Annotated in this window: 25 protein-coding genes; 1 reads left to right on the top strand and 24 read right to left on the bottom strand. The window is 62.1% G+C overall.

The genetic code is table 11. From position 1 onward, the window contains the following. Nucleotides 1-14 precede the first annotated feature (14 nt). The 5 genes from tatA to hisI all read right to left on the bottom strand — a co-directional run bounded on the left by tatA (nt 15) and on the right by hisI (nt 1,938). The gene (gene tatA, locus Q7J58_RS19580) at nt 15-260 is read right to left on the bottom strand and encodes a Sec-independent protein translocase subunit TatA (protein WP_304831392.1); all 246 of its coding nucleotides are present in this window, start codon (nt 258-260) and stop codon (nt 15-17) included. A 133-nt stretch (nt 261-393) separates the two neighbouring features. After that, nucleotides 394-756 carry a histidine triad nucleotide-binding protein gene (locus Q7J58_RS19575; RefSeq protein ID WP_304831360.1) on the bottom strand — a complete coding sequence of 121 codons (363 nt, stop codon included), beginning with the start codon at nt 754-756 and terminating at the stop codon, nt 394-396. A 6-nt stretch (nt 757-762) separates the two neighbouring features. Then, nucleotides 763-1,152: a hypothetical protein gene (locus Q7J58_RS19570; protein ID WP_304831359.1), complete on the bottom strand. Its 390-nt coding sequence runs from the start codon at nt 1,150-1,152 to the stop codon at nt 763-765. Beyond that, complete coding sequence (locus Q7J58_RS19565; protein ID WP_304831358.1) at nt 1,149-1,535, bottom strand: phosphoribosyl-ATP diphosphatase; 387 nt, start codon at nt 1,533-1,535, stop codon at nt 1,149-1,151. Before Q7J58_RS19565 ends, Q7J58_RS19570 begins: the two co-directional genes overlap by 4 nt. Nucleotides 1,536-1,539: 4 nt before the next feature. Beyond that, complete coding sequence (gene hisI, locus Q7J58_RS19560) at nt 1,540-1,938, bottom strand: phosphoribosyl-AMP cyclohydrolase (protein WP_304831391.1); 399 nt, start codon at nt 1,936-1,938, stop codon at nt 1,540-1,542. Nucleotides 1,939-2,049: 111 nt separating this feature from the next. On the opposite strand from hisI, the gene Q7J58_RS19555 reads away from it, so the two are divergent. Continuing rightward, nucleotides 2,050-2,544: a lipopolysaccharide assembly protein LapA domain-containing protein gene (locus Q7J58_RS19555; RefSeq protein ID WP_304831357.1), complete on the top strand. Its 495-nt coding sequence runs from the start codon at nt 2,050-2,052 to the stop codon at nt 2,542-2,544. A 37-nt stretch (nt 2,545-2,581) separates the two neighbouring features. Here Q7J58_RS19555 and hisF read toward each other — a convergent pair whose 3' ends face one another. The 19 genes from hisF to Q7J58_RS19460 all read right to left on the bottom strand — a co-directional run. Then, the gene (hisF, locus tag Q7J58_RS19550; RefSeq protein ID WP_304831356.1) at nt 2,582-3,361 is read right to left on the bottom strand and encodes an imidazole glycerol phosphate synthase subunit HisF; all 780 of its coding nucleotides are present in this window, start codon (nt 3,359-3,361) and stop codon (nt 2,582-2,584) included. Between the two features lie 27 nt (nt 3,362-3,388). Continuing rightward, the gene (gene hisA / locus Q7J58_RS19545) at nt 3,389-4,129 is read right to left on the bottom strand and encodes a 1-(5-phosphoribosyl)-5-[(5-phosphoribosylamino)methylideneamino]imidazole-4-carboxamide isomerase (RefSeq protein ID WP_304831354.1); all 741 of its coding nucleotides are present in this window, start codon (nt 4,127-4,129) and stop codon (nt 3,389-3,391) included. 33 nt (nt 4,130-4,162) lie between these two features. Further along, nucleotides 4,163-4,825: an imidazole glycerol phosphate synthase subunit HisH gene (hisH, locus tag Q7J58_RS19540; protein WP_304831352.1), complete on the bottom strand. Its 663-nt coding sequence runs from the start codon at nt 4,823-4,825 to the stop codon at nt 4,163-4,165. 13 nt (nt 4,826-4,838) lie between these two features. Continuing rightward, a complete protein-coding gene (gene hisB / locus Q7J58_RS19535) occupies nt 4,839-5,459 on the bottom strand; it encodes an imidazoleglycerol-phosphate dehydratase HisB (protein WP_304831350.1) in 621 nt (206 codons plus the stop codon). Next, nucleotides 5,456-6,556, bottom strand: coding sequence for a histidinol-phosphate transaminase (hisC, locus tag Q7J58_RS19530; RefSeq protein ID WP_304831348.1), 1,101 nt, complete (start codon nt 6,554-6,556; stop codon nt 5,456-5,458). The genes hisB and hisC overlap by 4 nt, the downstream gene beginning before the upstream one ends. Then, nucleotides 6,553-7,896 carry a histidinol dehydrogenase gene (hisD, locus tag Q7J58_RS19525; protein ID WP_304831346.1) on the bottom strand — a complete coding sequence of 448 codons (1,344 nt, stop codon included), beginning with the start codon at nt 7,894-7,896 and terminating at the stop codon, nt 6,553-6,555. Before hisD ends, hisC begins: the two co-directional genes overlap by 4 nt. Continuing rightward, nucleotides 7,893-8,546, bottom strand: a complete 654-nt coding sequence (gene hisG / locus Q7J58_RS19520) for an ATP phosphoribosyltransferase (RefSeq protein WP_304831344.1) — start codon at nt 8,544-8,546, stop codon at nt 7,893-7,895. The genes hisD and hisG overlap by 4 nt, the downstream gene beginning before the upstream one ends. Continuing rightward, nucleotides 8,543-9,823: a UDP-N-acetylglucosamine 1-carboxyvinyltransferase gene (gene murA, locus Q7J58_RS19515; protein WP_304831342.1), complete on the bottom strand. Its 1,281-nt coding sequence runs from the start codon at nt 9,821-9,823 to the stop codon at nt 8,543-8,545. The genes hisG and murA overlap by 4 nt, the downstream gene beginning before the upstream one ends. Before the next feature lie 19 nt (nt 9,824-9,842). Then, a complete protein-coding gene (locus Q7J58_RS19510; RefSeq protein WP_304831340.1) occupies nt 9,843-10,082 on the bottom strand; it encodes a BolA family protein in 240 nt (79 codons plus the stop codon). Nucleotides 10,083-10,208: 126 nt separating this feature from the next. Beyond that, nucleotides 10,209-10,964, bottom strand: coding sequence for an ABC transporter permease (locus Q7J58_RS19505; RefSeq protein WP_304831338.1), 756 nt, complete (start codon nt 10,962-10,964; stop codon nt 10,209-10,211). Continuing rightward, a complete protein-coding gene (locus Q7J58_RS19500) occupies nt 10,961-11,911 on the bottom strand; it encodes an ABC transporter ATP-binding protein (RefSeq protein ID WP_304831336.1) in 951 nt (316 codons plus the stop codon). Before Q7J58_RS19500 ends, Q7J58_RS19505 begins: the two co-directional genes overlap by 4 nt. A gap of 181 nt (nt 11,912-12,092) precedes the next feature. Beyond that, nucleotides 12,093-12,398 (bottom strand): STAS domain-containing protein, encoded by a 306-nt coding sequence (locus Q7J58_RS19495; RefSeq protein WP_304831335.1) that lies wholly within the window; start codon nt 12,396-12,398, stop codon nt 12,093-12,095. Beyond that, a complete protein-coding gene (locus Q7J58_RS19490; RefSeq protein WP_304831333.1) occupies nt 12,398-13,027 on the bottom strand; it encodes an ABC transporter substrate-binding protein in 630 nt (209 codons plus the stop codon). The genes Q7J58_RS19495 and Q7J58_RS19490 overlap by 1 nt, the downstream gene beginning before the upstream one ends. A 103-nt stretch (nt 13,028-13,130) precedes the next feature. Then, the gene (locus Q7J58_RS19485) at nt 13,131-13,868 is read right to left on the bottom strand and encodes a VacJ family lipoprotein (RefSeq protein WP_304831331.1); all 738 of its coding nucleotides are present in this window, start codon (nt 13,866-13,868) and stop codon (nt 13,131-13,133) included. Nucleotides 13,869-13,980: 112 nt separating this feature from the next. Beyond that, a complete protein-coding gene (mlaD, locus tag Q7J58_RS19480) occupies nt 13,981-14,460 on the bottom strand; it encodes an outer membrane lipid asymmetry maintenance protein MlaD (RefSeq protein ID WP_304831329.1) in 480 nt (159 codons plus the stop codon). An 18-nt stretch (nt 14,461-14,478) separates the two neighbouring features. Then, a complete protein-coding gene (gene mlaE / locus Q7J58_RS19475; RefSeq protein ID WP_304831327.1) occupies nt 14,479-15,258 on the bottom strand; it encodes a lipid asymmetry maintenance ABC transporter permease subunit MlaE in 780 nt (259 codons plus the stop codon). After that, nucleotides 15,255-16,070, bottom strand: a complete 816-nt coding sequence (locus Q7J58_RS19470) for an ATP-binding cassette domain-containing protein (RefSeq protein ID WP_304831326.1) — start codon at nt 16,068-16,070, stop codon at nt 15,255-15,257. The genes mlaE and Q7J58_RS19470 overlap by 4 nt, the downstream gene beginning before the upstream one ends. A 156-nt stretch (nt 16,071-16,226) precedes the next feature. Then, entirely contained in the window at nt 16,227-17,693 is a 1,467-nt protein-coding gene (locus Q7J58_RS19465; protein WP_304831324.1) for a glutamate synthase subunit beta, read from the bottom strand. A gap of 33 nt (nt 17,694-17,726) precedes the next feature. Further along, nucleotides 17,727-19,752, bottom strand: a 2,026-nt coding sequence (locus tag Q7J58_RS19460; RefSeq protein WP_304831322.1) for a glutamate synthase-related protein, incomplete at its 5' end; no start/stop codon positions are given.

The following is a 19,752-nucleotide window of genomic DNA, read 5'->3' as shown; positions in this document are numbered from 1 at the left end:
TCAGCGGGTCGAAATCAGCTTTTTTGCTTGGCTTCGACGTCGATGGTGTTTTTGTCGGTGCGGGGCGTGCTCTGCGTCACCTGACCAGCGGGCGCAGCATCCGCTTCGGCAGCGCTCTGGTTGCCATCTTTCATACCATCTTTGAAACCTTTGACGGCACCGCCCAAATCAGAGCCCATGTTTTTAAGCTTCTTGGTACCGAAGACCATCACCACGATCAACAGCACGATCAACCAGTGCCAGATTGAGAAGGAACCCATCGTTTTCTCCAAATATAAAAGTAATGCGTTGAACGCTTGGAGTGGGATTCTAAGCCGGCCCAAGAGTTCAGCACGGGTCCTGGCAAAAAACCCGCCTCAGGCAAGATCGCCACCCTGGCATGCGGTTAGCAGATCAGCCGCGCAGCCAGGGACGCGGACCACCCATGACGTGAACATGCAAATGGTGCACCTCTTGCCCCCCCTCGGTGCCGGTGTTGCACACCATGCGAAAGCCACCGTCGGGATAGGGGTTGCACCCCTGCTCTGCCGCGAGTTGGGGCGCCAGCAACATCATGCGCCCCATCAGACGCTCATGCTCGGGGCCCAACTGCGCCATGGACGGAATGTGGAGTTTAGGCACCATGAGAAAGTGCACCGGCGCCCAGGGATGGATGTCGTGGAAGGCGAAGATATCTTCATCTTCATACACTTTTTTGGATGGAATCTGCCCAGCAATGATTCTGCAGAAAATGCAGTTGGGGTCGTGTGCACGCATGGAAAGTTAGTCAGGCATAGGTTGGTTGGCGTTCATGCGCACCAGGCCTTTGACGATGCGGTAGAGAAACCAGATGGAAATCAGGGCCCAGGCAATCATGCCGGGCAACACAAGGAGAAACCAGAGCGGGATGGTGACGACGTACAGCACGCCAGCCCAGATCACGGTGCGGATGCGCCACGAAAAATGGCTGGCCTGCCAAGTGCCCTCGGCGTCTGATTTCTTCACCAAGTCAATCACCAGCGCCACGATGAGCAAGCCTGCGCCCACTTGAGCGCCAGGCAACACCGCTGCCACCGCCACGATCAGGTGCAGGATGTAACTCACCCAGCCCACGCTTTTGAGCGACTGGGCTTTTTCACTGTCGATGGCTTTGACGTCGATGATGTCGCTCATGAATGGCCCTCCGATGACCGGGATTCGTATTCGCGCACCAGGACTTTCCTCATCGCCTTTTCTTCCAGGCCGCTCAAACCCTCGCGGCGCACCAGTTCGGTCACCACGTCGGCCGGTGTTTTGCCATAGTGGGCCAGCGCAATCATGCTGTGAAACCAGAGGTCGGCAATTTCGTTGACCAGTTTCTGGCTATCCCCGCCGTGGTCGCAGTCTTTGGCCGCCATGACGGCCTCGGTCGCCTCTTCGCCGATTTTTTTCAGGAAGGCATCAGGGCCCCTGTGGAGCAAGCGGGCGACGTAGCTTTTCTCGGGATCGCCGCCGTTGGCCGGCTTGCGGCTTTCGATCACGGCCGCCAGGCGTGCCAAGTCATCGGTGTTGGACATAGCGTTATTTGTAAATGGATTCAGGGTCTTTGAGCACCGGGTCCACTGCGTGCCAGGCGCCGCCTTCGTAGCGCTGGAAGAAACAACTGTGGCGCCCAGTGTGGCAGGCGATACCGGGCTCGTGCCCCAGTTGGGTCACCTTGAGCAGGAGCACATCGTTGTCACAGTCCAAGCGAATATCGTGGACCATTTGCACATGCCCGGACTCTTCGCCCTTGAACCAGAGCTTGCCCCGCGACCGGCTGAAGTAGACCGCACGCCCCAACTCAGCTGTTTTTTCCAGCGCATCGCGGTTCATCCAGGCAAACATCAACACGTCGCCGGTTGCCGCTTCTTGCGCAATGGCTGGGACCAAGCCTTGTGCGTCCCATTTCACTTCTTCAATCCAGTTCATGCGGTGAATCTACCATGCGCCCTGCATGGCTTGGACGGCTTGAGCAGGATTGGGCGTACGATGGCCCTTGCATTCACCGCCCAGCCCCCTGCTGACGCAGCCTGCACCGGGAGGAGCCCCATGAAATTTCGCACCCTTTTTCTGATCATCTTCATCTTGCTGGTCGCCGGTTTTGTGGCGCTCAACTTTGAAGCCATCTTGGCACCGACAACCCTCAACTTTGCGCTGGCCGAGGTCCAGGCTCCGCTGGGTCTTGTGCTGCTGGGCATGCTGGCCTTGGTGCTGGTCGTGTTTTTGCTCGCTCTGGTGTACTACCAGACGGTCCATCTGATGGAGGTGAGGCGCATCACCCGCGAAGTGGCTGAGCAGCGTGCGTTGGCGGACAAGGCCGAGGCATCCAGATTCACCGAATTGCGCCAGTTTTTGCAGACCGAACTGCAGGCCACAGCCGCCCGCGAACAGGAACTGTCGGAGGAGACCCTCCAAAGGATAAACCGCCTGCAAACGGCGCTGACCGAGGTGGTCGAACAAACCGGAAACGGTCTGGGCGCCAGCATTGGTGAGATGGAAGACCGGCTGGAGCGACAACTGAAGCAACACCCCAACGCGCTGTAAAGGCGCGCTTTCCGCACCTGAAAACGAGGCAAACCCCCTAAAGGCGCACGGGGATACCGCGCTCAGCCATGCGCGCTTTGGCCTGGGCCACGGTGTATTCACCGTAGTGAAAAATGCTGGCCGCCAGCACCGCGTCCGCCCTGCCCTGCTGCACGCCGTCGGCCAAGTGGTCCAGATTGCCCACGCCGCCTGAAGCGATCACAGGCACGTCGACCGCGTCGGCCACGGCACGGGTCAGCGCCAGGTCGAAGCCGCTTTTGGTGCCGTCGCGGTCCATGCTGGTGAGCAAAATTTCGCCCGCACCGTGTTCGGCCATTTTGCGGGCCCAGGTCACGGCATCGAGTCCGGTGTTTTTGCGCCCACCGTGGCTGTAAACGTCCCATCCCTCGCCACGGGCCAGCACGTCTTCACCGAAACGGCGCTTGGCGTCGATGGCCACCACGATGCACTGGGCACCGTATTTGTCGGAGGCGTCGCGGATGACTTGCGGATTGGCCAGTGCGGCCGAATTGAAACTGGTTTTGTCGGCCCCGGCATTGAGCAATCGCCGCACATCGTCCACCGTGCGCACACCGCCACCCACAGTGAGCGGAATAAAAACCTGTGAGGCCACGGCTTCGATAATGTGCAAGATCAGGTCGCGGCCGTCGCTGGTGGCGGTGATGTCCAGAAAGGTCAACTCGTCTGCGCCCTGGTCGTTGTAACGGGCCGCAATTTCGACCGGATCGCCTGCGTCGCGCAACTCAACAAAATTGACACCCTTGACCACACGGCCACCGGTCACGTCCAGACAAGGAATGATGCGTTTAGCGAGCATGGTGGGCGGTTCTCAGTAGGACTGTATTCATCCGTTGAGGTCGTCGGCCAGCAATTGTGCAGCTTCAAAATCCAGGTCACCGCTGTAGATGGAGCGGCCACAAATGACGCCTTCGACCCCTTCGTCCTCCACGCCACACAGGGCGCGAATGTCGTCCAGATTGGACAGACCGCCCGAGGCAATGACCGGAATGGACAGGGCTTGCGCCAGCTTGACGGTGGCTTCAATGTTGATGCCAGACAGCATGCCATCGCGGCCGATGTCGGTGTAAATGATGGATTCGACGCCGTAGTCTTCGAATTTTTTGCCCAGATCAACCACCTCGTGACCGGTGAGTTTGCTCCAGCCGTCGGTGGCCACTTTGCCGTCTTTGGCGTCCAGACCCACGATGATGTGGCCGCCGAAAGCGGTGCAGGCGTCTTGCAGGAAACCGGGGTTTTTCACGGCTGCGGTGCCGATGATGACGTAGCGCAAGCCGGCATCCAGGTAGCGCTCGATCGTGTCGAGATCGCGAATGCCGCCACCGAGCTGCACGTCCACCTCGGAGCCGATCTCTTTCAAGATGGCGCGAATGGCTTGTTCGTTTTTCGGTTTGCCAGCGAAAGCGCCGTTCAGGTCCACCAAGTGCACACGGCGAGCGCCTTTGTCAACCCAACTGCGCGCGATGGCGGCAGGGTCTTCACCAAACACCGTGGATTGGTCCATGTCGCCCTGTTTGAGGCGAACGCACTGGCCGTCTTTCAGATCAATGGCAGGAATCAGCAGCATGATGGTGTCGGTATCAGAAGAAAACGATTGAAGTCAGGGCTTCCAGTGGAGGAAGTTGCGGTACAGCGCCAAACCCTGATCGGCGCTTTTTTCGGGGTGAAACTGGGTGGCGAAAATGTTGTCGCGGGCAATGGCCGCTGCAAAGCGGCCGCCATAGTCGGCCTCACCCACGCTGTGCTGCGGGTTGGCCGGCTTGCCGTAGTAGCTGTGGACAAAATAAAAGTAAGCGCCGTCGGCTATGCCGTCCCACAGCGGGTGGTCTGGACCACGACCGAGGTCGTGAAAGACCTGGTTCCAGCCCATTTGCGGTACCTTGAAGCGGCTACCGTCGGCCTGCAGTCGGCCTTCCAGGCGAAAGCGCACCACTTCGCCGGGTATCAGACCCAGCCCCTCGGTGGGGCCCTCTTCGCTGCGCTCCAGCAGCATTTGCATGCCCACACACACCCCGAACAGCGGCTTGCTCGCTGCAGCGTGCAACACGGCGTCCAACAGGCCCGACGTGGCCAGCTCGCGCATGCAATCGGCCATGTGGCCCTGGCCTGGCAATACCACGCGATCGGCGTCCAGCACCTCTTGGGCGTGGGAGGTGACCAGCACCTCCACGTCGCTGGCCAGTGCAACGTGTTTCACGGCCTGCGACACCGAGCGCAGGTTGCCACTGCCGTAGTCCACCACGGCGACTGTCTTGCGTTTCATCAGATGGACAAGCTCAGAGGGAGCCTTTGGTGGAGGGAATCACATCGCCCATGCGGGCATCACGTTCCAGTGCCATGCGCAAAGCGCGGGCAAAGGCTTTGAACACGGTTTCGGCCTGGTGGTGGGCGTTTTCACCGTGCAGGTTGTCGATGTGCAACGTGACGCCGGCATGGTTGACGAAGCCCTGAAAAAATTCAAACGCCAGCTGGGTGTCGAACCCGCCCACCATGCCGCTTTTGAACGGCACGCGCATGTGCAGCCCGGGGCGGCCGGAAAAGTCGACCACCACGCGCGAGAGCGCTTCGTCCAGCGGCACGTAGGCGTGGCCGTAGCGGCGAATGCCTTTTTTGTCGCCCACGGCCTGCGCAAAGGCCTGGCCAAGCGTGATGCCCACGTCCTCCACCGTGTGGTGGCCGTCAATATGCAGGTCGCCTTGGGCCTGGATGTCGAGATCGATCAGCCCGTGGCGGGCGATCTGGTCAAGCATGTGGTCAAAAAAACCGATGCCGGTGGACAGGCTGGCCACGCCGGTACCGTCCAGGTTGACGCGGATGCTGATTTGCGTTTCCGCGGTGTTGCGCTGCACTTGCGCCACACGGTCGGCCACAGGGGTTGCAGAAGGCATCTGGGTCATAGGGAAATTTGAAGGGCGTCGATCAACTGGGCATTTTCGGCCGTTGTTCCCACCGTCAGGCGCAAACAATTGTTCAACAATGGATGCATTTTAGAAACATTCTTGACCAGCACGCCATGCGCCTTGAGGCCGTCGAAGCTGCGCCCGGCATCGGGCACCCGCACCAGCACCATGTTGGCTTCGCTCGGAAAGGGCGTCACGCCCGGCATGTTGGCCAGCGCCTGCATCAACAGCGCACGCTGTTCGCGGATCTGGCTGGCCTGTTGTGCAAACACATGGGCATGTTCTAACGCAAACAGGGCACATTCGGCGTTGAGCACGCTCACGTTGTAAGGCGGGCGCAGTTTGTCCACCTCTTGCACCAGCGCCTGCGCGCCCAGCATATAGCCCAGGCGCACGCCGGCCAGACCAAATTTGGACAAGGTGCGCATCAGCAACACGTTGGCATTGGCTGCGGGGTGGGCGCGGATTTCGTCGAGCCAACTGCGGCTGGAAAACGGCTGGTAAGCCTCGTCCATGACCACCAGGCCGCCGAACGTGGCGGCCTCGGCGATCAGCCGACGGATCACGCCGGCATCCCACAGGTTGGCGGTGGGGTTGTTGGGGTAAGCGATGTAGGTGATGGCAGGCTGGTGCTCGCGCAGCGCGGTCAGCATGGCGGGCTCGTCGAGCTCAAAGTCGGCCGAAAGGGGAACCCCGTGGAAAGCCAGTCCCTGCAATTGGGCGCCCATGGCGTACATCACAAAACCAGGCAGCGGCGCCAGGATGGACGCGCCGGGCACGTCGCAGACCATGGCCAGCAGGGAAATGAGCTCGTCGGAGCCGTTGCCCAGCATCAGTCCGCAACCCTCAGGCAAGTCCACATAACGCGCCAACGCCAGCTTCAGGTCGTCAATGCGGGCACCGGGGTAGCGGTTGATGGCCACAGCGCCCAGGCGTTGGCCCAACTCGGCTTGTAGCTCGGGGGACAAGGTAAAGGGGTTCTCCATCGCATCGAGCTTGACCATGCCGGTCGCGTCCTGGATGGCGTAGGCCTGCATGGACTGGACGTCCTGACGGATGAAGCGCAAGGGGTTCGGGGTGTTCATGGCAGTCATTTCGTTGCCCGCATCGGCGGCACCACATCCAAGCGCAGCTCGGCGGCGCGGGCGTGGGCCTGCAGGCCTTCGCCATAGGCCAGCTCGGCCGCAACGGTGCCCAGCGTCTGGGCGCCAGCGGCACTGACCTCGATGAGGCTGCTGCGCTTTTGGAAGTCGTAGACACCCAGCGGTGAGGAAAAACGGGCGGTGCCACTGGTGGGCAGCACGTGGTTGGGGCCGGCGCAGTAGTCGCCCAGGCTCTCGCTGGTGTAGGCCCCCAGAAAGATGGCTCCAGCGTGTCTGAGCAGTGGTTCCCAGCGGTGCGGCTCGCTGCTGGACACCTCCAGGTGCTCGGGCGCGATGCGGTTGCTGATAGCGCAAGCCTCTTCCATGTCACGCGTAAGGATGAGCGCACCCCGGTCGTTCAAGCTCTTGGCGATGATGGCCGCGCGCGGCATGGTGGGCAACAGGCGGTGAATGGCGGCCTGCACGGCGTCGATGTACGCGGCGTCGGGGCACAACAAAATGCTTTGCGCCAGTTCGTCGTGCTCGGCCTGGCTGAACAGGTCCATCGCCACCCAGTCAGCCGGTGTGCTGCCGTCGGCCAACACCAGGATTTCGCTCGGACCGGCGATCATGTCAATGCCCACGGTGCCAAACACACGCTTCTTGGCGCTGGCCACATAGGCGTTGCCGGGACCGGTGATTTTGTCCACCTTGGGCACGGTGGCCGTGCCATAAGCCAGCGCGGCCACGGCCTGTGCGCCGCCGATGGTGAAGGCCCGGGTAACGCCGGCCACATAGGCGGCGGCGAGCACCAATGCGTTTTTTTCACCGCGCGGCGTCGGCACCACCATGATGATCTCGCCCACGCCGGCCACGTGGGCTGGAATGGCGTTCATCAGCACGCTGGACGGATACGCGGCCTTGCCACCTGGCACATAAATGCCCACACGGTCCAGCGGCGTGACCTTTTGGCCCAACAAAGTGCCGTCTTCGTCGCGGTAGCTCCAGCTCTCGCCACTGGCTTTCTTCTGGGCTTCGTGGTAAACGCGCACACGGCGTGCAGCCGATTCCAGCGCACGGCGCTGGGCATCGGGCAGTGCATCAAAAGCCGCCTTCAACTCCGCTTGCGTCAGCTCCAGCGCACCCAGGCTGGGGGCCTGCAGACCGTCAAAACGGGCGGTGTACTCGAGCACGGCCACATCGCCGCGCTGCTTCACATCGGCCAGGATGTCGGCCACCCGCTGCTCAATCGCACTGTCGGCGTCGGCCGACCAATGCAGACGCGCGGCAAACTGCGCCTCAAAATCGGACGCACGGGTGGACAGGCAAAGCGGAGCGGCGGTAAGGTTCATGACGGAACGGCGTTTCTTTCGATAGCCTGAGAGAAGGCGTTGATGATGGGTCGAATGGCAGCCTGTTTGAGCTTGAGGGCAGCCTGGTTGACCACCAAGCGTGAGCTGATGTCCATGATGCGCTCCACTTCCACCAGGTGGTTGGCCTTGAGCGTGTTGCCGGTAGACACCAGGTCCACGATGGCATCGGCCAGGCCGGTCAGCGGGGCCAATTCCATGCTGCCATACAGCTTGATCAGATCCACATGCACACCCTTGCTGGCGAAAAATTCGCGGGCTATTGTGGTGTATTTGGTGGCCACTTTCAGGCGTGAGCCCTGGCGCACGGCGCTGGCGTAATCGAAGTCAGCCCGCACCGCCACACTCATGCGGCACGCGGCGATCTTCAGGTCCAGCGGCTGGTACAAGCCTTGCCCGCCGTGCTCAATCAGCGTGTCTTTGCCAGTCACCCCCATGTCGGCACCACCGTATTCCACGTAGGTGGGTACGTCGGTGGCACGCACCAGCACCACGCGCACGCCGGGCTGGTTGGTCGGCAAAATCAGCTTGCGCGACTTCTCGGGATCTTCCAGCACCTCAATGCCAGCGGTGGCCAGCAGCGGCAGGGTTTCGTCAAAGATGCGTCCTTTGGACAGGGCTAAGGTGATCATTTGATGCGTTCAATGTTGGCGCCAATGCCGCGCAATTTTTCTTCCATCTGGTCGTAACCCCGGTCCAGGTGGTAGATGCGGTCCACGATGGTGTCGCCCTCGGCCACCAGGCCGGCGATCACCAGGCTGGCGGAAGCGCGCAAGTCGGTGGCCATCACGGTGGCGCCGGAGAGTTTTTCAGTGCCCTCCACCACCGCGACCTTGCCATCGATCTGGATCTTTGCACCCAAACGCACCATTTCGTTGACGTGCATGAAGCGGTTTTCAAAAATGGTTTCGGTCACCTTGGCCGTGCCGTGCGAAATGCAATTGAGCGCCATGAACTGGGCCTGCATGTCGGTCGGGAAACCGGGGTATTCGGTGGTGCGAAAACCCTGGGCTTTCAGACGACCGGTGGAACGGACCCGAATAAAGTCGCCGTCCGCATCTTGGCCCGCTGCAATATCAGCGCCCGCTTCAATCAGCTTGTCGATCACGGCGTCGAGGTGGTCGGCGCGGCCGTGGCGCAACACCACGTCGCCACCCGTGGCGGCCACGGCACACAGGAAGGTACCGGCTTCAATACGGTCGGCCACCACTTGGTGGGTGCAGCCGTGCAGACGCTCAACGCCCTGAATGTGGATGCGGCTGGTGCCGTGGCCTTCAATTTTTGCGCCCATGGCGATCAGCATCTCGGCCAGATCGGCAATCTCAGGCTCTTGGGCCGCGTTTTCCAGCAGGGTTTCGCCCTCGGCCAGCGTGGCGGCCATCAAGAAGTTTTCGGTGCCGGTGACGGTGACCATGTCGGTGGCAATACGGGCTCCCTGCAGGCGCTTTTTGCCGCCGGCCAGTTGAGCCACCATGTAGCCGTGCTCCACCAGAATCTCGGCCCCCATGGCTTGCATGCCTTTGATGTGCTGGTCCACCGGACGCGAACCTATGGCACACCCCCCGGGCAACGACACGCGTGCACGGCCAAAGCGCGCCAGCAGCGGGCCCAGCACCAGCACCGACGCTCGCATGGTCTTGACCAGTTCGTAGGGCGCTTCGGGGTTGATCGAATCGGCCGCGTGCAGCGTCATGCCACCGCGCGCGCCATGGGTCTGGGTTTGCACGCCCATGTGGTCCAGCAACTGGCGCATGGTGGCCACGTCGCGCAAGCGCGGCACATTGGTCAACGTGACCGGCTCACACGTCAGCAGTGCCGCACAGAGTTCAGGCAGCGCGGCGTTTTTGGCGCCAGAAATAGTCACTTCGCCGTGCAGCGTGCGGCCACCGGTGATTCGCAGTTTGTCCATGGAGCGGCTCAGGCTGGGTTCAGGGTTGTTGCGCCCACTCGGCGGGCGTGAAAGTTTTCATGGACAGGGCGTGAACCTCATCGTTGTGGATACGCTCACCCAGCGTGGCGTAGACACGCTTGTGACGGGCAATGGCGCGCATGCCCTCGAAAGCGGGTGACACCACCACAGCCGCCCAGTGGCGGCCGTCACCGGTGACGTCCAGGTGCTCGCAGGGCAAGCCGGCGGCGATGAGTTGTTGCAGTTGGTCAGCGGTCATAACGGGTCGGGGAAAATGGAAGGTTGAATCACCGGGTGAACGGTGCATCGAGCACAGTGCTCTCGCAACAGGCCAGACGATCGGAGGCGGCAGCGCCCAGCGGGCACACGAGCGGGTCCGGGCATGCTAGTGGCGAATTTTGTAGCCCGTGCGCAGCAGGTACAGCGCCAGGGCGCTCACTCCGGCGAGCGCCACCCCCACAATGCTCAGACTGAGCCAAGGCGACACATCGCTCACACCAAAAAAGCCGTAACGGAAACCGTCAATCATGTAGAAAAACGGATTGAGGTGGCTGACTTGTTGCCAGAACTCGGGCAAGGAATGGATGGAGTAGAACACGCCCGACAAAAATGTCATGGGCATGATGATGAAGTTTTGAAAGGCAGCCATTTGGTCGAACTTCTCGGCCCACAGACCCGCAATCAGACCCAGCGCACCCAACAGCGCAGCACCCAGCACAGCGAACACCACGATCCACAGCGGTGCCACGAGGGACGGCTGGGCAAACCACCACGTGGCCAGCATCACGCCCGATCCCACCGCCAGACCTCGCACCACGGACGATCCGACATAGGCCACAAACCAGGCGCGGTGCGACAGCGGCGTAAGCAACAAAAACACCAGGTTGCCCATGACCTTGCTCTGCACCATGGACGACGAGCTGTTGGCAAAGGCGTTTTGCAACACACTCATCATCACCAAGCCCGGCAACAAAAAGGCGGTGTAGCCCACCGTGCCGTACACCTGTACCCGGCCCTCAAGCACATGGCCAAAGATCATCAGATACAGAATGGCGGTGATCACCGGAGCGGCCACGGTCTGGAAACCCACCTTCCAGAAACGCAGAATTTCTTTATAAAACAGAGCCTGCCAACCGCTCATACGTCCACCTCGTCCAGGGCCAGCACTGGTGTGGCCGGTCGGACATGGCTACCGGTCAGCTCCAGAAACACATCTTCCAGATCGGCCTTGCGTATCTCGATGTCTTGCGCCACCACGCCCAACTCGCGCAGACGTGCCAGGACACGCTCCACCGCGTGGGCATCGTTGGCGGGCAGTTGCACCACACGTCCGGTGATGCGCGCTTGCGCCGCCAGCTCGGGTGGCAAGGTGGCATCGGTTTTGAAACGCAACACATTGGACGCGGCACGCGCCAGCAGCACCGAGGTCGACTCCAACGCCACCACCTGCCCCTGCTTGAGCATGGCCAGGCGGCCACACAGCGCTTCGGCCTCTTCCAGGTAATGCGTGGTCAGCAGCACCGTACTGCCCAGGCGTTTGTTCAAATCAGAAATGAACTGCCACAGCGTCTGGCGCAGTTCCACGTCCACGCCAGCGGTGGGTTCGTCCAGCACGATCACCGGCGGCTTGTGCACCAGCGCCTGCGCAATCAACACCCGGCGTTTCATGCCCCCCGAGAGCTGGCGCATGTTGGAGCCCGCTTTGTCGGCCAAGCCCAGACCGTCCAGCAGTTCGTTGATCCAGGCCTCGTTGTGGCGGATACCAAAATAGCCCGACTGAAACCGGAGCGCCTCTCGCACGTTGAAAAAAGGGTCAAACACCAGCTCCTGCGGCACCACGCCGAGCTGGCGGCGGGCGGCTTGGTAATCGGCCTGCACGTCTTTGCCGTGCACCAACACGCGGCCACTGCTGGCGCGGGTAAGACCTGCCAAGATGCTGATGAGTGTGGTTTTGCCAGCGCCGTTGGGGCCCAGCAAACCAAAAAATTCGCCCGGCTGAACATCAAACGACACGTCCTTGAGGGCGTGCAGATCACCACGGGGCGAAGGGAATATTTTGGAAACGTGTTGGAAAGAGACAGCTGGCATTGTGGAGGCGGCACCCCAAGAGACACCCACGGAACACAGGACATCTGTACACCGAAAGCGAACCGGTGATTTTAAGCCCCTGAGCCACTGCCGGCTTCGCTGGACGCGCAAGACATGCTGGGGCGGCGGTTGTTCATCACCTGGACGCGCTTCAGCGTGCCAAGGGTGACCAGGCCGGGCCTCAGCCTGGCAGCAACTCGCCGACGCCGTAAAGCGTCACCAACTGCTGCAGCCGGGTGGGCGAATGGGCCAGCTGAAGCGTCTTGCCACGGGACACCAACCGGCGCCGCAATTCGAGCAAGACAGCCACCGCCGACGAGTCAAACACACGCAGCGACTGCGCATCCAGCACCACCGTCTGAGCCGACTGCTGAGCCAGCGTCTGGCTCAGCTGGTCCAACACCTTGGCCGCTACGTGCATGGTCAGTTGCTCAGGCAGCGCGGACACAGCCATGGGCGCTGCAGCGGTGGTCAACGGCGCAGCCATCAACCTGCCTTGGCGGTGTTGCTCTTGTTGCGCTGCACCAGCGTGGCGATCAGGCCGTCGATGCCCTTGGCATTGATTTCCTGCGCAAACTGGGTGCGGTAGGTTTCCACCAGCCACACGCCCAAGACGTTCAGATCGTAAATTTTCCAGCCGTTGGGGGTTTTCTCCAGCCTGTAATCGAGCTGGATCGGATCACCACGACCGCGCACCTCGGAGCGAACCACCACCTCGGTGTCTTCCGGGCGCGAGCGCAGGGGGCGAAAGCTCACCGTCTGGTCCTTCACTTCCCCGAGAGCGCCCGCGTAGGTGCGCACCAGCAGGGTCTTGAACTCGTCTTGGAGCTGCTTTTGCTGCTCGGGCGTGGCCTGGCGCCAATAACGCCCCACGGCCGACGACGTCATGCGGGCAAAGTTGACGCTGGGCATGATTTTGCCGTCCACCAACGCGATGATGCGGTTCACATCGCCGGCCTGGATCGCGGGGTCGGCTTTGACCGCGGCCATGACCTCACCCGAAATGCGCTTGACCAGCGCATCAGGTGTTTCTTCGGTTGCTTGAACGGGCAGCGCCAGCATGGCCGCAACCAGAACCATCCATCCGCTCAGCCAAGTGCGTCGCTTCAACATCATGTGCCTTTCCGGGCCATCGGCCCTCTGTCTACCGCACGCAAAAAGGTGCGATGCTTTCAATTGGAGCAGATCCGACAGGTCGGGGTTCCACCACCGGTGTCTCTCATTTGCTGTCTTGTGTATCTTCTGAACCGTTGCGCACACCGATGCCCAGATCAATCAAGTCTTCAATTTGACTCTGGCGGCGGCGCAGGTACACGTCGCGCGTGAAACTGTACTTGTCGAGCGCAGCCCCTTCAAGCATGGAGGTGGCTCGCAACAGATTGGCCCGGGTTTCGACCGCCCTCAGCACGATCAGCGAGTTGCGGGTGGAGACACTGTCCAGCCGCTGGATCAAGTCGCCTTGGGTTTCCACACCAAACCCCGCCGCGTCCCGGAACGAAGACGGACCAAAAATGGGCAGCACCAGGTAAGGGCCTGAAGGCACGCCCCAGCGACCGAGGGTCTGACCAAAGTCCAGGCGGGTGCGTTCAATGCCCATTTCAGAAGCCACGTCAAGCACACCGCCCAGTCCAAACGCGGTGTTCACACCCACGCGCAAAAAATTCTCGCTCGCCTCACGCGGTCGCAGTTGCAAGGCCGCGTTGATGAAGGACCACACATCGCCCAGGTTGGAGAAGAAATTGCTGACACCGGTGCGCACCAGATCAGGGGTCGCATCGCGGTAGACCGTGGCCACCGGCTTGAGCACCATCGAATCCACCGACTCATTGAACACAGACATGTCCCTGTTGAACGGCTCCAGCGGGTCTTGCGGGTTGGCATTGGGACCGCTGGCGCAGCCACTCATGAACGCGACCAAGACCACGCCCACCATGGAACGGCCCAAGATCGATGGCATGAACATGTTGACACCCCCTGGGTTGTGTACCCGTTGTTGTTGATTGAAACGAACCGCTGGCTGTGTCCGTTGCGCTGGCCCGCCAGAGCGCCCAAACGCGCGGGCCAGCACCTCAGTCGGCGCCACCCGTTCCACCGTCTGCTGCCTTGTTGAACAGGAATTGCCCAATCAGGTTTTCCAGCACCATGGCCGACTGGGTCTGTGTGATCACGTCACCCGCAGCCAGGTTGCGTTCGTCGCCACCGGGCTCAATGCCAATGTATTGGTCGCCCAGCAAACCGGCTGTGAGAATTTTGGCCGACGAGTCTTTGGGAAACAAGATGCCTTGGTTCACTTCCATCGTCACCAAGCCTTGAAAGGTCTGAGCGTCGAGCGTGACGCTGGTGACGCGACCCACATTGACGCCAGCAGAGCGCACCGGCGCCCGGGCTTTCAGGCCCCCGATGTTGTCAAAGCGCGCCTGCACCGTGTAGGTGGTACCACCGTTGGTGAAACTGCCGAGGTTGGCGGCCTTGAGTGCCAGAAAGAGAAGACCCGCCGCGCCCAACACGACAAACAGGCCCACGAGGATTTCAATACTTCTTTTGTTCATACGTCAGCTGCTCGGTGATCAAGGGGTCGAAAACATCAGGGCGGTGAGGATGAAGTCCATCGCCAGCACACCCAGCGAGGCGGTCACCACCGTGCGCGTGGTGGCGTAGGCCACGCCTTCGGGCGTGGCTTCGGTCTCGTATCCCTGGTACAAGGCCACGGCGGTGCAAATGACGCCAAACACAGCGCTTTTCACCACGCCATTGCCCACATCGCGCCACACATCCACACCGTTTTGCTGGATCGACCAGAAATTACCAGCGTCAATGCCGATCAGGCCCACCGCGACCACCCAGGCACCCAGAATGCCAATGGCCGAAAACAGCGCCGCCAGCAACGGCATGGCGATGACGCCGGCAATGAAACGCGGCGCCAGCACGCGCTTGCGCGGGTCAATGGCCATCAGCTCCATGGCGGCAATCTGCTCGCCGGCTTTCATCAGGCCGATCTCGGCGGTCAGCGAGGTGCCAGCACGGCCCGCGAACAGCAGCGCCGTGACCACTGGGCCAAGCTCACGCACCAGCGACAAATTGACCACCAGGCCCAGCGACTCGGCGGCACCAAAATTGGTGAGCGTGTTGTAGAGCTGCAAGGCCAGCACGAAACCCACCGCCAGGCCCGAGGCCAGAATGATGACCAGCGAGCGGTTGCCAATGGCGTGGATCTGCGTCACCACCAGGCCAAACCGGGCCAAACCGGCTGGCACGGCCTTGATCAGCTCCATAAAGAACAAGGCGCCATGGCCCCAGGCCGCCAACACGTCCAGGGCACGGCGGCCCAGCTGCTGCAGCAGGTTCATCGCGAAGCCTCCAGGCCAAAGTCGACCGCCACGGACGGTGCCGGGTAATGGAATTTCACCGGTCCGTCGGGCTCGCCACGCACGAACTGGCGCACCTCGGGCTCGTCACTGGCCATCAACTCTGCCGGCGTGCCTTGGGCCACAATGCGCCCGCCGGTGGCCATGAGCACCACCCAGTCGCTGATGGCCATACACTGCGGCACGTCGTGGGAAATCAGCAGCGTGGTGGCACCGGTCACATCGGTCAGGGTGCGAATCAGCTTGGCCGCCACCCCCATGGACACCAGGTCGAGCCCAGCGAAGGGCTCGTCGTACATGATGAGTTCGGGATCCAGCGCAATGGCACGGGCCAGCGCAATGCGCCGCGCCATGCCGCCCGACACCTCGCTGATGCGCAGCCCCGCCGCGCCGCGCAGGCCCACGGCATTGAGTTTCATCAGCACGATGTCGCGGATCAGCGACTCGGGCAAATCGGTCATCTCGCGCAGCGGAAAGGCCACGTTGTCGAACACCGACAGGTCGGTGAACAGCGCACCGAACTGAAACAGCATGCCCAGGCGGCGGCGCAGGCGAAACAGCTGGGCTTTGTTGCGGGAGTCAATGACCTCGCCGTCGAACACCACACGCCCGCTGTTGGCCGCATGCACGCCACCAATCAGGCGCAACAGGGTGGTCTTGCCGCAACCGGAACCACCCAGCACCGCCGTGACCTTGCCACGCGCAAAGTTCAGCGTCAGGTCGCTGAGGATCGTACGCCGGCTGTCGTAGCCAAACGTGACGTGGTCAATTTCAATGAAAGGGGGTTCGCTCATGGGGCCGTGCATATAGCCGGTGATTGTCGCATGAGGGTAAATCCTAGGTGGAACAACGGTGCGTCCCACCCTGGCCATCGCAGAACCGGCTCCGCCGGGCCACCCGCATCGCCCCCTTGAGGAGGTCGCGCGCAGCGCGGCGGTGGTGGGGCCATGTCAACGTGGCAGGTCGGAATAGCCCATCAGGAACTCATCCACCGAGCGCGCTGCCTGTCGGCCTTCGCGAATGGCCCAGACCACCAGCGACTGGCCCCGGCGCATGTCGCCTGCGGCAAACACCTTGGGCACGTTGGTGGCGTAACCACCGTGGAAGTCGGTGCTGGCTTTGGCGTTGCCACGACCGTCTTTGTCCACACCGAAGGCATCGAGCACGGTGGGCACCGGATTCACAAAGCCCATGGCCAGCAACACCAGGTCGGCTTTGTATTCCTTTTCGGTGCCCGCAATTTCGACCAACTTGCCGTCTTTCATTTCAACGTGCACGGTCGTGAGCCCGGTGACCTTGCCCTTTTCGCCTTTGAAGGCCTTGGTGGACACGGCAAATTCGCGGGTGCAGCCTTCTTCGTGGCTGGAGCTGGTGCGCAGCTTGAGCGGCCAGTAGGGCCACACCAGCGGCTTGTTTTCTTGCTCGGGAGGCTGAGGCATCACCTCGAACTGGGTGACGCTGACGGCGCCGTGGCGGTTGCTGGTGCCCACGCAGTCGCTGCCGGTGTCGCCACCACCGATCACGATCACGTGCTTGCCGTCGGCGCGCAACTGCCCCTTGAGCTTGTCGCCCGCATTGACCTTGTTTTGCTGGGGCAGGAACTCCATCGCGAAGTGGATGCCGTCCAGGTCGCGGCCCGGCACGGGCAGGTCGCGGCTCTGCTCGGAACCGCCGGTGAGCAGCACAGCATCAAAGTCGTGCTGAAGCTGTTCCGGGCTGATGGTTTCCTTGGCCCAGTTGGTCACCTTGCTGCCTTTGGGCAGTTCGCCCACCATCACGCCGGTGCGAAACACCACGCCTTCGGCTTGCATCTGTGCCACGCGGCGGTCAATGTGCGACTTCTCCATTTTGAAGTCGGGAATGCCGTAGCGCAGCAGGCCGCCCACGCGGTCGTTTTTCTCGAACAAGGTCACGTCGTGACCCACACGCGCCAGTTGCTGGGCGGCGGCCATGCCAGCGGGGCCTGAGCCCACCACGGCCACTTTTTTGCCGGTTTTGTGTTTGGGCGGCTGCGGCAGCACCCAGCCCTCGGCCCAGGCGCGATCGATGATGGCGTGCTCGATGGACTTGATGCCCACCGCGTCGTCGTTCACGTTCAGCGTGCAAGCCGCCTCGCACGGTGCGGGGCAGATGCGGCCCGTGAACTCAGGGAAGTTGTTGGTGCTGTGCAGCACCGTGATGGCGTTCTTCCAGTCGCCCTGGAACACCAGGTCGTTGAAGTCCGGAATGATGTTGTTGACCGGGCAGCCGTTGTTGCAAAACGGCGTGCCGCAGTCCATGCAGCGCGCAGCCTGCACTTTGGCCTGGTCGGCGGTGAGGCCCACCACGAACTCTTTGTAGTGTTTCAGGCGCTCAGGAACGGGCTTGTAGCCCTCTTCCAGACGCTCGAATTCCATGAAGCCGGTGACTTTTCCCATGATGTGTGTCCTTCGTGTGCGTGCGTTGCGGGCTTACTTGGCGGCTGCAACCTGCTTGGCCGTGCCCTGTGCTTTGGTGGTGGCCGCAGCGGCTGATTTGCGGGCATGGATCTCGCCCAGGGCGCGTTTGTATTCGTTAGGGAACACCTTCACGAACTTGCCGCGCGACTCAGCCCAGGTGTCCAGCAGCTCGCGGGCGCGCTTGCTGCCGGTCCAGCGGTTGTGGTCTTCCAGCAGTTTCTTCAGCTGCGCTTCGTCGGTCTGGTCGCGGTGCCAGATGGCGCGGTCCATGGTGGCTTCCTGCTCAGCCGCGCTCAGCACCTTGTCCATGCTGACCATGGCGGTGTTGCAGCGCTTGGCGAACTGACCGTCTTCGTCGTACACATAAGCCACGCCGCCGCTCATGCCGGCCGCAAAGTTGCGCCCGGTCTTGCCCAGCACGGCCACAGTGCCGCCGGTCATGTATTCACAACCGTGGTCGCCCGTGCCTTCGACCACCGCGGTGGCGCCCGACAGGCGCACCGCAAAGCGCTCACCGGCCACGCCGCTGAAGAACGCTTCACCCGTGGTGGCGCCGTACATGACGGTGTTGCCCACGATGATGTTGCGCGATGCTTCGCCCCGGAAGTCGATACTGGGGCGCACCACCACGCGGCCGCCAGACAGACCTTTGCCGGTGTAGTCGTTGGCGTCACCAATCAGGTACAGCGTGATGCCGCGCGTGAGGAACGCACCAAACGACTGCCCGCCCGTGCCTTCAAGCTGGATGCGGATGGTGTCGTCGGGCAGGCCTTCGGGATGCACCTGCGTCACGGCGCCGGAGAGCATGGCGCCCACCGAGCGGTTGACGTTGCGTGCTACCTCAATGAACTGCACACGCTCACCCTTGTCAATGGCAGGGCGCGACTTGGCAATCAGGATGTTGTCCAGCGACTTCTCCAGGCCGTGCTCTTGCGTTTGGGTGTGGAAGCGCGGCACATCGGCCGGTACGGCGGGCATGGCCAGCAGGCGGCTGAAGTCCAGGCCACGCGCTTTCCAGTGCTCAATGCCTTGCTTGGTGTCCAGCAGGTCGGCGCGACCCACCAGATCGTCGAACTTGCGGATGCCCAGCTGCGCCATGATCTGGCGCGCTTCTTCGGCGATGAAGAAGAAGTAGTTGACGACGTGCTCGGGCTTGCCGCTGAATTTTTTGCGCAGCGCTGGGTCTTGCGTGGCCACGCCCACCGGGCAGGTGTTCAGGTGGCACTTGCGCATCATGATGCAGCCCTCGACCACCAGCGGTGCGGTGGCGAAGCCAAACTCGTCGGCACCCAGCAGCGCGCCGATGACGACGTCGCGGCCGGTCTTCATCTGGCCGTCGGCCTGCACGCGGATGCGGCTGCGCAGGCGGTTGAGCACCAGCGTTTGCTGGGTTTCGGCCAAGCCGATTTCCCATGGGCTGCCCGCGTGCTTGATGGACGACCAGGGCGAGGCGCCCGTGCCACCGTCGTGGCCGGCGATGACCACATGGTCGGCCTTGCACTTGGCCACGCCGGCGGCGATGGTGCCCACGCCGATTTCAGACACCAGCTTCACGCTGATGTCGCTGTGCGGCGCCACGTTTTTCAGGTCGTGGATCAGCTGCGCCAGGTCTTCAATGGAGTAGATGTCGTGGTGCGGCGGCGGCGAAATGAGGCCCACGCCCGGCACGCTGTGGCGCAGCTTGCCGATGTAGTCGCTCACCTTGCCACCGGGCAACTGACCACCCTCGCCGGGCTTGGCGCCTTGGGCCATCTTGATCTGGATCTGGTCGGCGCTGTTGAGGTATTCGGCGGTGACACCGAAACGGCCCGACGCCACCTGCTTGATCTTCGAGCGCATCGAGTCGCCGTCTTGCAGCGTGTAGTCCACCTCAAACACGTCCTTGCCCAGCAGGTCGGACATGGTCTGACCCTGCTTGATCGGGATGCCTTTGAGCTCGTTGCGGTAGCGCAGTGCGTCTTCGCCGCCTTCGCCGGTGTTGCTCTTGCCGCCAATGCGGTTCATGGCCACGGCCAGCGTGGCGTGCGCCTCGGTGGAA

The organism is Hydrogenophaga sp., assembly GCF_030656115.1.
Classification (GTDB): Bacteria; Pseudomonadota; Gammaproteobacteria; order Burkholderiales; family Burkholderiaceae_C; genus Hydrogenophaga.
This window is presented reverse-complemented; position numbering and strand designations above follow the sequence as displayed.